Below are 10,784 nucleotides of genomic sequence, written 5' to 3' on the forward strand. Positions count from 1 at the left end.
TGGAGCTTATCTTAATTTTATACGAACTTAATAAACTGTCAAATTTTCATGAAAATTTGCAGCTGATTTTATAGTTTTTTTACCTGTTTTTAAAACCTCCCTTCAAAAAATATTGATAATTGGGATAGGATTTGATCCCAGCCACAAAACTTTACACAGTCTCTGTAAAAATTCAATATTTTTATTAACATAATCATTTATTCTTGATATTTTTTATAATTTGTCAAATTATTTACTCTATTTAATTTCGTTTTCTCTAATTTTTTCCATTAACTTGTTGAAATTTTTCTTTTTAGTCTTTTCGTTTAGGTTAATTATATACTCATGCACTTTTGTCGTTTCATCTAAGGCTAGTTTTAAACTAACTTTTTGAAAATTTGTCAATTCAGAGGATTCTAAAAGTTTTTCTTCTGTACTCTTGTCTATCAGAATCTTATCTCTTTTGATGAACTTTCTTAGATATCTGTACCAATGACCAGCATTATATTTTGTTTCTTTTGCAATTTTGATCATTAACTCATATAAACGTTCGTTTTTATTGCACATTGTTGTTTTCACCTTTGATATCCTTGTCGATTTCTTCTATTGAAAAATCGTTTAAATCTTCGTAAATATATGATTTTTCAATCCCTTTCATGAATACTTCCCTATTATCAATCTTATCAGTTAAGGCTTCTTTTAACAGTGATTTTATATATTTGTCCCTAACAGGGCTTATTTTCATGAAATCTAGGTATTCTAGCTTATCAACTTTAGACCAGTCTATACACTTTTTTAGATTTTTTTTAAGCATCAAATCAAGCCATATTCTTGTCGCTCTCCCATTTCCTTCTATGAAAGGATGAGCTATGTTCATTTCAACATATTTTTCTATGACTTTATCAAAGTTGTTTTCTTTCATTCTTTCAATGATTTCTAAGTTAGATTCTAAAAACATTACGTTTGCAAATCTGAAATTACCTTTGCTTATATTTACCGTTCTAATTTCACCCGCATTATATCCTTTTAGATCGTGAAATAAGTATTCGTGGATTTCTTGTAATCCTTTAGTAGTTCCAACTTCTATTCTATCTATATCGCCTGTATCCCATAATTGTATCGCTCTTTTTTTGCTTATATATTCTTCTTTATTATTTTTCATATTTTCCTCTAAAGATTACTTTTTCTTTCGATTGTCATACCTGAAATAGCTTTTTCATATATGAAACTTTTAACAGGGTCTATTTCATCGACACTGTAATAATGGTTTAGAAGCGTATTAAATTCAGTTATATGCTCATTTGGTATACTAATTACACCTTTACCATTACTAATCATAATCTTGTTAGCTACTAACATGGATGTACGCTTATTTCCGTCCCAGAACAATTGAGCCTTCATTAATTTTAGCATTAGAGTAATAAATTTTTCTGTTATTGTTTCATATCTACTCACGCTATCGATAATTTCGTAAAAACTTTGTTCTGTTGGTATTGGAGGAATATAATCAGTTCCACTTATTCCAACTTTGCCATATCTAAGCACACCCCAATCAAGGGATTCATCTTTTGAAACCTCATAGTTGATTTTACAAATATAGTCTAAGTTTAGCTCATCATCTAAATTCTTCAGAATAAATTGCCAAGCGTGCTTTAAATTTAAAACTGTATTAACATCTGAAATATCCACGTTTTGCAATTTTAATTTGTCAAATATAGCCTGTGTTTCAGGCAAAGTTATATTAATTCCCTCTAATTTAGCACTTTTCCAAATATAATCGACAATATTTCTTTTTGCTAAGAATACATTCTCTTTTTTGCTCAAATTGTACTTATCTTTCATGTTACTTATATTTCCCTTTTAAAATTCGACTTTTAGTTAAAATAGTATTATGCATATATAATCACAATACTGCTTTAACTGAAAATTGCTTTTTTTGATTTAAATATATTTTCGTTCATTAGTTTCATATAATTATATTTCTAAATGTATTTAGAAATTACAGAATACTATTGTGACGTTTGGTGGGAAGGATATGATTATTTAATGTGGTAAAATGATATATACAGTAAAAAATAAGAAAATAGTTAATTATAAAATAGATTAATGGTAAAAGTTATAATTATAGGAGATGAAATAAAATTATGAAATTAATAAGTCTTTTTGCTGGAGCAGGTGGACTTGATTTAGGCTTTATTAAAGCAGGTTATGATGTAGTAGTGGCAAATGAGTTTGATAAGAATATTTGGGAAACTTATGAAAAAAATCATTCAGCCAAACTAATTAAAGGTGATATAGCAGATGTAAAATCAGAAGAATTGCCAGAGTGTGATGGAATTATAGGTGGACCTCCTTGTCAGTCATGGAGTGAAGCAGGTTCTTTAAAAGGTATTGAAGATCCTCGAGGACAGCTTTTTTATGAGTATATAAGAATTTTAAAAGATAAGAAACCTAAGTTCTTTTTAGCTGAAAATGTAAAAGGAATGATGGCTAAAAGACATAATCAAGCCGTGCAAAATATAATATCACAATTTGAAGAATCGGGATATGATGTTTTTATTCATCTTTTAAATGCTAGTGATTATGGGGTTCCACAAGATAGAAAGAGAGTATTTTATGTAGGTTTTAGAAAAGACTTAAACATTAATTTTGAAAAGGCGCCTAAAAAATACGACAATAAATTAACTTTGAAAGACGCTATATATGATCTGAAAGACACAGCTATACCAGCTTTAGATAAGAATAAAACTAATGGCGATAATTGTAAAGTTTTGAATCACGAATATTTTATAGGTTCTTATTCTCCCATTTTTATGAGTAGAAACAGAGTTAGATCTTGGGACGAACCAGCTTTTACAGTTCAAGCTTCAGGAAGACAGTGTCAATTACACCCGCAAGCACCTAAAATGCAGAAGGTGGATAAAAATAAACACGTTTTTGAAAAGGGAAAAGAAGAATTATATAGAAGACTAACTGTAAGGGAATGTGCGAGAGTTCAAGGTTTTCCAGATGATTTTAAATTCTATTATACAAATTTAAATGATGGATATAAGATGATAGGAAACGCAGTACCTGTAAATTTAGCTTATGTAATGGCGAAGGCAATAAAAGATTCATTGGAAAATAAAACAAATGTTACACTACAACAACAAGAATTGGAGTTTGTTTATGAGTAAAAAAAGCAACAATCAAGGAAGAGCATATGAATTTGCTTGTTTAATAACTTTACATGAAGAAATAAACAAGATAAGACCAGCAAAAGTTATTGAAAATTCAAGCTATATTTCAGCTAGTAATGCATTTAATACTTTGACAGATGAGCAAAAAAATACTTATTTATATAGTTCTTTAGCTTGTGTTAAAACCATTTTTGATCTAGAGCCTTTGATATTAGAAGATACAAATGATGTATTAGAGTTAAAAATACAAACAGATAGTCACGGTGTAGAGGGCGATGTGAGGGATATCTTGATTATAAGAAAAGGCGTTCAATGGGAAATAGGTTTAAGTGTAAAACACAATCATTTTGCTGTCAAGCATAGCAGACTGTCCAAACACTTAGATTTTGGTAAGAAATGGTATGGGATTGAATGTTCAAATCAATATTGGGAAGATGTTAAACCTATATTCAATAGATTAGATGAGGAGAAGGTTAAAGGCTTGTATTGGTGTGATATGTTAGACAAGGATACAGAAGTGTATGTTCCTATATTAAAAGCTTTTAAAAACGAAATAGAGCGTCAAAATACCCAAAAAAACCAAGATATGCCACAACGAATTGTAGAGTATTTACTAGGGAAGTTTGATTTTTATAAAGTTATAGGAATTGATAATAAGTTTGTGACCCAGGTGCAAAGTTTCAATTTAAGGGGAACATTGAATCAAAACGGAGAATATACCAAAAGAAGTATAGAAATACCTATAACATATTTGCCAACAAGAATTGTAAATTTTGATTTTAAGCCAAATAGTACAAATACACTTGAATTGTACTTAGATGGTGGCTGGCAATTTAGTTTTAGGATTCACAATGCTTCAAGTAAAGTTGAGCCAAGTTTAAAATTTGATGTTCAAATTGTAGGAATGCCATCAACAATAATTACAATTAATTGTGAATGGAATATTAGACAATGAATTAATTTAATGGATTGAGAAAATAGCACCTTAATCAAGTTCAGGTTCCATTTTTCTATATTTTGACACATTAGAGTATACCTTTTATTATTTTGTGCTTTTTATTGTTTTCAAGATAAAAATTGACACAAAAGACTGACATAAAAGGTATAATATAAAAAAACGTCACATTTTGCGATTTAAGAGATTTTAGATACAAAGATATATATTTATACCAGGAGGATGTCATGAGCAAAGTAGGATATGCCAGAGTTTCATCTAAGAGCCAAAATTTAGCTAGACAGATAGAAAAACTAAAAGACTATGGTGCTGATTATATTTATACTGAAAAAGAATCAGGAGCAGAAATTGATAACCGCCCTAAGTTACAAGAAATGCTTGATTTTATAAGAGTTGATGATGTTGTAGTTATAAGTGAGTTAGATAGGCTAAGCCGTAAAGCTGATGATATAACTAAAATAATAGATATTATAAGGCAAAAAGGGGCCACATTAGAGGTTTTAAGCCTACCATCTACCCAGGGTATAGAAAATAAAAATCTTAAGAATTTAATCAATAGCCTTATACTTGAAATCTTCAAGTACCAAGCTGAAGCTGAAAGACAAGTAGTCAAAGAAAGACAAATGCAAGGTATAAAAGCCGCTCAAGAGAGGGGAGTTTATACAGGTAGGAAAAAGATGTACAGGAAAGATAACCCACAGCTTTTACACGCTTTTAGTCTTATAGATCAAGGCGAAAGTATCAGACAAGCAAGTAAAAAGACTGGAATTAATCATGAGACTTTGAGAAGATACAATAAAAATCGTAAAAACCAGGCTTAGTCCTGGTTTTTTTTATGTTTAAAAATAAATATTCTAAAATAATTTAAAAATCATTTAATAGCAGTATATTAGAATATATTAAAATATGGTATAGTTTAAACAAATAAGGCAAGAATATAAGAAAATATATCTAGAATATAAAAAAATATAAATAGAATACAAAAGAATATTGAAAAAAGGAGGAAATTATGGGAAAAATAAGTCTGAACATACAAGATAAACTAGAAGAAGAAATAAGGAAATTTGGTGAAAAGAAAGATTTGAATTTGACAAAATCTTGTGTTTTTCTATTAGAAAAAGGATTAAGGGAAGAAAATTTTGTAAGTCCTGAAAAATACTCTGATCTTTTGGAAAAAAATGAAGAATTATATAAAAACTATAAAAAAGTACAAAAAGAATTAGAGGAAGAAAGAAAAGAAAGAATAAAAGCTTTAGAAGATTACAAAAATTTCAACACAAAACTAATAAGCTTAATGGAAGCAGATAGGATTTTGCAGATTGAAGAAAGCAAGCCAAAACAAAATTTGCTAAAAAGAATAAAAGTATTTTTTATAGGAGAAAACAAGAATAACTAATATACTAACTTAAATAATTAATATATCTAAGTATATGGGGGATTAATAAAAAATAAGGTCCTATTTTGCGTTTTAAGACGTTTTATAATAGTAGGTATATAAATATACGTGTTTGCAATTTTTAAAGATAATAAGCTTAAAATATTAAAAATAAGCATAGGAAATAAACCTTACAAGTATATATTTTTTGCAAAGTCTAAACTTATCCATATTGTTAAGGAATTAACAAAAGTGTTGCATTTTTACTCCTTTTTTTTAACGTTTTTTTCCTTTAACCATCTGTAAATAGTGCTTCTATTTACTTCTAGTTCTGTAGCTATTTCTTGCATTGTTTGTCCATTTACCAACATTTCAAATACTTCTTTTTTGATTTTGTCGGTATCTTTTTTTGCTTTTAGTAATTTTTTTTGTCCTTTTTTATCTTTAAAAAGTGTCCAATTTTTGTACCTATAAAGGGTACTACCTCTTTCTTTTTTTGCTGTGTTTCTATCAGAGGATATATATTTATATATTGTAGTTCTTGATATTTTATATTTCTTAGCTAATTCAGTTACAGTTTTACCATTTTTAAAATCTGTTCTTATTTTATTAATTCTTTGTTGTTTTAAAATTTTTTTTATTTTTCTTTTAGATCTTTCTGTTACCCATAAGTTAGGAAGTTTAAATTTTTCTTCTTCTGTTAATTCTAACCATTTACTTATTGTATTGTTAGTTAATTTGTTTCTTTTTTTATGGTATTCTTTTATATGGTTTAATTTTTCTCTACAGTATTTTTCTTTAGCAAATTCTTCTCCTATTAATTTTCCGTAATCTAATAATTCTTGTAATATGTTTATTTTTGCTCCGTTGTATGAATTATTGATAAGGCACCAAGCAACTTGGCACATAATTTTTTGCCTTGTCCCTACAAGAGTTCCTTCTTGTTTTCTTAAATTTATAAGTTTTTTAATATCTTCAAGTCTGCCGTTATTAAGTTCAATTATATCTTTTTTATTAAATCCATTTGGATTTAATTTTATTATTTTGTTTTTTTCTTTAAATTCTTTTTCGGATAGTATTTTGAAGTTTTTTCTTTTAATAGGATTTTTAATTGTGTATTTTGGATTAAATTCTTCTATTAATTGTCCTAGTGTATAGGTGTTATTTTTATTAAAATCTACTATATTGCAATATTTTTCTGCATCTTTGTTGTAACTACCTATTAATCTTATGAGTTGTGTGGTACTTCCTGCTAAAGCATTATCTATAGCTAACGTTTTTATTTTAAATAGTTCTTTTTCTGTAAAATAACCTGGTTTTAGTTTTTTAATATTTTCTAACTCATTATTTATAGCTTGTTTTGTTGTTTCTATAGCTGTTTTATACAGTTTTAAAAGGTAGTCTTTTTCTTTGCAATTATATATATATATTTCTTTAAATTTATAATATAGGTGTATTCCTCCGCCAGAACTTATTATTGCTGTGGGTAGGGGCATAACTATGTTATTGTTATATAAATAAAAGCAAATTTTGTTTATTAAGTTTTTATCTATTATATATTCACTGTCTATATCTATTACAAAATAATTTGTTGCTCGGGAGTTTTCTTGTGTATTTTTAGCTTTTTTTAGCTTTGTATACATTGGTATTTTGTTCCAAATACTTATATAAATATTGGAATGTAAGCTATTTATTTCCCTAATAAGATCTTTAGTTTTGTTTATATAATAATTTGTAGTTTTATATCTTTTTTTGTTGTTATCCCAATATTGCTTATGTAAATAAATAGGGAATTTAAAACAATAAAAGAAGTTATAAAAATCTTCTATTTCTTTTGTTGTATTTAATTTTTTTTGTTTTATACTATTTGATAACATAAAAAATGTCCTACCTTTCACTAGCAAAGAACTTGTGATAAGATAAGACTTTTTATCTTAAATTTCCTAAAATTTTCTTATAAATTCCTAATTTTCAAGCTTGAAAACTAAATTTCTATATAGTATACTGAATATAGAAATTTGAATTTAAAGAATTTTGGATTTTTGACCGGGAAGTCTTATCCAATTTGAAGCACATTTTGGCGAGTGTGCTTTTTTCTTTGCTTTTTCTTATATTTTTATAGTCCAATCATAAAATCAGACTCGCCTATAATACATATGTATTTTTTTTGCGAAAATTTTACATATTTTAGGCTTTTCATACTTTTATCTAATTTTTACTTATTTTTTCATAAATTCTTTTTCTATGATCTATATCTACAATACAAATTATCAACTCATTTTCCTTAATTTCACAAATTATTCTATAATCTGATACTCTATACCTCCAAAAACCTTTTAAATTTGCTGATAAAGCCTTTCCTCTAGCTCTTGGTTCTTCTAATTTTTTTATGTTATCCATATAGTTAATAATTAGCTTTTGTATAGGTTTATCTAGTTTTTTTAAAGATTTAAGAGCCTTTTCTGAATACTGTATGTTCATAGACCTAATTCTTCTTTTACTTCTTCGCTAGTGTAAAATTTCATATTATTTTTGTTTAAGAGGTAATCATCTATGATTTGTTTATCGTACTCTTCTTCTATACTTTCTAATAAAGTTTCTCTAGCCCAATCTGATAAGACCTTTTTTTTATCTTCAGAAACCCTTTTAAAAAGTTCTTTGTCTTCTTCACTCAACCTGATTGTTAAAGTAGTCATTTTTTTCACCTCTCTAAATTATATTACGTGGTAATATTATATTCCTATTCTCTTATCTTTACAAGTAAAGGTGTTTTTTAAAATTTATAAATAAAATTAAAAAAATGTTTATAAAAAAGATGAAATTTTTAAGATTTGTTCCAAAACTTAAAAATATTAATTATTATATATTTAATAGTAGGAAGATACCGTTAATGTAATAATATGTATAGCTAAATTTAAAAGTTTTGGTTCAGATATATAACTGTATGCCTAATAAATTAAAGTCTCTTAAAACACAAAATAAAACGTTTTCTTTTTTGAAGTAAAATAAAAAAGCTGAAGACCAGCCTTTTTATTAAATTATAATTCGTATCTGATAAGCTAACTTAACAATATAGTATGATTAATTAATACAAATAGTGTCTAGCTATTACATCTATCCTGTTATGTCCAAGCCATTTACTAGATATAATCATTGCTCTTTTATCCCAGGCTGTACCAGCTTTATCTTTTCTGCAAAAATAAACTTCTGTTTTATCCTTTATTGTTGCAGTATTCCTAGCAAGCTTTTTATAAACCCTTTTTGCATATTGTCCCCTATAAAAATGGTTGTCAAAATGGCTTGGAAGTTTACCAAAAACTTTATTTTCGCCCGCTTTTTTTATATAGTTTGTTATTTCCTTTGTTTCTTGTGTGTTTTTGCCTATTATTGGAGCAAATCTTTCCTTGCCTCCTTTTCCGTTTTTTATGTGTATGCAAGGATAATTTTTTGCGAGTACATATGTTTTGTTTTTAAATGTAATTTTAACATCTCTAAAAATTAAATCTGTTCCTCTTATATTTTCCATTTCCGACCTTCTACCCCCTATTGCTGTAGTAAATTTTGCGTAAAAACTTTCAGTTTCTTTACTTATATGTTTATCTCTGATTACAGGCTTTCTGCTTCTTGTTATGTTTGCTCTGTATACTTTAGGTGTAGCTATAAATTCTTTACTGCTTATTTGCATAAGTTTTGCTATAGCAGCCTTGCTAGAGTTAATAGTAGGGGCAGAATACCCCTTGTCTATAAGGTGTTGTAGATAGTTATTTACATGATTTATTTTTAAATCTTTTAACTGTCTTACTTCTTTGTTGTTCTTAAATAAATAATCTACAAGCTTATAACAAGATCTTTTATAATTTTTATATGTTACAAAACTATAAATTTTATTTTGTGTTAAATCTTTTTTGTTATTTTTGTCTTCATTTCTACTACTTCCTTGTCCGTTTTGTAGGTACGTGTTTAACCTGTGTTGTATATCTTTTTTTAAGGTATATTTCTTTTTCTTTCTATCCCATCTTCCCATAAGGAAGGTCTCCTTTCTTTAAAATTGTTAATTAATTTAAGGCTTAGGGGATTTATCCCCGCAGACGGCACACAAGATGCACTTCCTGTGGCTATGCACATTGTTTATTTAAATAAGCTTGGCTTGCTTATCGCAACATTTTTTTGCTCTTTTTTTATAATATATTAAAAAACGGAGAGCTAAACTTGGCATGTTTAATATAAAAAAATTTAAATTTTTAATCTTACGTATTTTTTAAATGTTTATATTTTTATATTTTTATATTTTTATATTTTTATATTTTTATATTTTTATATCTTTACATTTGCTTATCTTCTAATATTTACATTGTTACTTTAAAACTATCCTTATTTCTTATCTTTTTAATTTAATTTTCTAAAAATATATTTTTATTGTTTTATTGTGCATTACATTTTTTCAAAGTTTTAAAATTTTCCTCATTTTCAGCTCTCCATTTTTTCTATTTTCTTACAATGTTTATATGTATCTTTTTAAAAATTATAAAAAAACACCCTATCAAAAACAGAAAAAATGATTAAAATCGGGGGATGTTAAATGAACTGATTTTTTAGATACGCACATTTCTCGCCTGCTATCTTTTTATACGTCCATAAATGGAGCGTATAAAAAGATATAACTAACATAATTTAAAAATTAAACATACAAAAAAATTGGAACAAAACAGACATAAAAAAAATACAATAAAAAACAAGCATAAAAAGTAAAGATAAGTAAAAAAACTTACTTTTTACTTTTTTTTTACAAACGTAAACAAAAAAATACATATAGGTAATGTAAAGATAAATAACAAAAAAAGAAAGGACATAATATGGAAAATTACAATAACAATACACCAAGACAAACGGGAGATTTTATAAGCAAAAAAGATAAGGCAGAAAAGTTTTTAGATAGCTTAAAGCAAAACAAAAAACAAATAAAAAGTAAAACAATAAGCTTTAAATGTAGTGTAAAAAATTATACCTTAATAAGGGCTAAAGCTATTATAAATAACGTTAGCGTAGCAGATTATTTAACGGATTTAGTTAAAAAAGATAAGAAAAAAGAATACAGTAATATACAAGAAAAAATAGATAACTTTTTAAGCTAAAACAAATACTTTACGTAAACAAAAACATATAAAAAAAGGGTCTGTAAATAGTTTTGTGTATCAACCTAAATCCTGATCAATGGGTAAGGGTTGATACAATTTTTTATGTATCAATATCTGTCCATTCCTATAGGAATGGAGCTTATCTTAATTTTATACGAACT

Annotated in this window: 12 protein-coding genes; 5 read left to right on the top strand and 7 right to left on the bottom strand. The window is 26.7% G+C overall.

Going from position 1 to position 10,784, the window contains the following annotated elements:
- Positions 1-237 precede the first annotated feature (237 nt).
- The 3 genes from FYJ26_RS10600 to FYJ26_RS10610 are packed head-to-tail and all read right to left on the bottom strand — an operon-like array spanning position 238 to position 1,821.
- On the bottom strand, positions 238-546 hold the full coding sequence (locus FYJ26_RS10600) for a hypothetical protein (protein ID WP_229771266.1): 309 nt from the start codon (positions 544-546) through the stop codon (positions 238-240).
- The gene (gene fic, locus FYJ26_RS10605) at positions 536-1,141 is read right to left on the bottom strand and encodes a protein adenylyltransferase Fic (protein WP_154542198.1); all 606 of its coding nucleotides are present in this window, start codon (positions 1,139-1,141) and stop codon (positions 536-538) included. The genes FYJ26_RS10600 and fic overlap by 11 nt, the downstream gene beginning before the upstream one ends.
- Positions 1,142-1,149: 8 nt before the next feature.
- Positions 1,150-1,821 (bottom strand): Fic family protein, encoded by a 672-nt coding sequence (locus FYJ26_RS10610; protein WP_154542200.1) that lies wholly within the window; start codon positions 1,819-1,821, stop codon positions 1,150-1,152.
- 302 nt (positions 1,822-2,123) lie between these two features.
- On the opposite strand from FYJ26_RS10610, the gene FYJ26_RS10615 reads away from it, so the two are divergent.
- The 4 genes from FYJ26_RS10615 (at position 2,124) to FYJ26_RS10630 (ending at position 5,509) form a co-directional block, all read left to right on the top strand.
- A complete protein-coding gene (locus FYJ26_RS10615) occupies positions 2,124-3,155 on the top strand; it encodes a DNA cytosine methyltransferase (protein ID WP_154542202.1) in 1,032 nt (343 codons plus the stop codon).
- Positions 3,148-4,113, top strand: coding sequence for a HaeIII family restriction endonuclease (locus FYJ26_RS10620; protein ID WP_154542204.1), 966 nt, complete (start codon positions 3,148-3,150; stop codon positions 4,111-4,113). The genes FYJ26_RS10615 and FYJ26_RS10620 overlap by 8 nt, the downstream gene beginning before the upstream one ends.
- Before the next feature lie 227 nt (positions 4,114-4,340).
- Positions 4,341-4,934 (top strand): recombinase family protein, encoded by a 594-nt coding sequence (locus FYJ26_RS10625; RefSeq protein ID WP_154542206.1) that lies wholly within the window; start codon positions 4,341-4,343, stop codon positions 4,932-4,934.
- Positions 4,935-5,122: 188 nt separating this feature from the next.
- Positions 5,123-5,509 carry a hypothetical protein gene (locus FYJ26_RS10630; RefSeq protein WP_154542208.1) on the top strand — a complete coding sequence of 129 codons (387 nt, stop codon included), beginning with the start codon at positions 5,123-5,125 and terminating at the stop codon, positions 5,507-5,509.
- Between the two features lie 242 nt (positions 5,510-5,751).
- Here FYJ26_RS10630 and FYJ26_RS10635 read toward each other — a convergent pair whose 3' ends face one another.
- From FYJ26_RS10635 to FYJ26_RS10650, 4 genes are all read right to left on the bottom strand, one after another.
- Positions 5,752-7,131 carry a helix-turn-helix domain-containing protein gene (locus FYJ26_RS10635; RefSeq protein WP_195837865.1) on the bottom strand — a complete coding sequence of 460 codons (1,380 nt, stop codon included), beginning with the start codon at positions 7,129-7,131 and terminating at the stop codon, positions 5,752-5,754.
- A 565-nt stretch (positions 7,132-7,696) separates the two neighbouring features.
- Complete coding sequence (locus tag FYJ26_RS10640) at positions 7,697-7,969, bottom strand: type II toxin-antitoxin system RelE family toxin (protein WP_154542212.1); 273 nt, start codon at positions 7,967-7,969, stop codon at positions 7,697-7,699.
- Entirely contained in the window at positions 7,966-8,184 is a 219-nt protein-coding gene (gene relB, locus FYJ26_RS10645; RefSeq protein WP_154542214.1) for a type II toxin-antitoxin system RelB family antitoxin, read from the bottom strand. The genes FYJ26_RS10640 and relB overlap by 4 nt, the downstream gene beginning before the upstream one ends.
- A gap of 389 nt (positions 8,185-8,573) precedes the next feature.
- Entirely contained in the window at positions 8,574-9,512 is a 939-nt protein-coding gene (locus FYJ26_RS10650; RefSeq protein ID WP_154542216.1) for a phage integrase N-terminal domain-containing protein, read from the bottom strand.
- Positions 9,513-10,341: 829 nt separating this feature from the next.
- Here FYJ26_RS10650 and FYJ26_RS10655 point away from each other — a divergent pair.
- Positions 10,342-10,620: a hypothetical protein gene (locus FYJ26_RS10655; protein ID WP_154542218.1), complete on the top strand. Its 279-nt coding sequence runs from the start codon at positions 10,342-10,344 to the stop codon at positions 10,618-10,620.
- Positions 10,621-10,784: the final 164 nt, after the last annotated feature.

The sequence above is a fragment of the Anaerococcus porci genome (genome assembly GCF_009696575.1).
In the GTDB taxonomy this organism is placed as follows: Bacteria; Bacillota; Clostridia; order Tissierellales; family Peptoniphilaceae; genus Anaerococcus; species Anaerococcus porci.

What these genes read in the sequence shown, in the direction of transcription:
- fic (WP_154542198.1), bottom strand. Translation starts at nt 1,141, where the DNA reads ATGAAAAATAATAAAGAAGAATATATAAGCAAAAAAAGAGCGATACAA.
- FYJ26_RS10630 (WP_154542208.1), top strand. Translation starts at nt 5,123, where the DNA reads ATGGGAAAAATAAGTCTGAACATACAAGATAAACTAGAAGAAGAAATA.
- FYJ26_RS10620 (WP_154542204.1), top strand. Translation starts at nt 3,148, where the DNA reads ATGAGTAAAAAAAGCAACAATCAAGGAAGAGCATATGAATTTGCTTGT.
- FYJ26_RS10650 (WP_154542216.1), bottom strand. Translation starts at nt 9,512, where the DNA reads ATGGGAAGATGGGATAGAAAGAAAAAGAAATATACCTTAAAAAAAGAT.
- FYJ26_RS10600 (WP_229771266.1), bottom strand. Translation starts at nt 546, where the DNA reads ATGTGCAATAAAAACGAACGTTTATATGAGTTAATGATCAAAATTGCA.
- FYJ26_RS10625 (WP_154542206.1), top strand. Translation starts at nt 4,341, where the DNA reads ATGAGCAAAGTAGGATATGCCAGAGTTTCATCTAAGAGCCAAAATTTA.
- FYJ26_RS10655 (WP_154542218.1), top strand. Translation starts at nt 10,342, where the DNA reads ATGGAAAATTACAATAACAATACACCAAGACAAACGGGAGATTTTATA.
- FYJ26_RS10615 (WP_154542202.1), top strand. Translation starts at nt 2,124, where the DNA reads ATGAAATTAATAAGTCTTTTTGCTGGAGCAGGTGGACTTGATTTAGGC.
- relB (WP_154542214.1), bottom strand. Translation starts at nt 8,184, where the DNA reads ATGACTACTTTAACAATCAGGTTGAGTGAAGAAGACAAAGAACTTTTT.
- FYJ26_RS10610 (WP_154542200.1), bottom strand. Translation starts at nt 1,821, where the DNA reads ATGAAAGATAAGTACAATTTGAGCAAAAAAGAGAATGTATTCTTAGCA.
- FYJ26_RS10635 (WP_195837865.1), bottom strand. Translation starts at nt 7,131, where the DNA reads ATGTATACAAAGCTAAAAAAAGCTAAAAATACACAAGAAAACTCCCGA.
- FYJ26_RS10640 (WP_154542212.1), bottom strand. Translation starts at nt 7,969, where the DNA reads ATGAACATACAGTATTCAGAAAAGGCTCTTAAATCTTTAAAAAAACTA.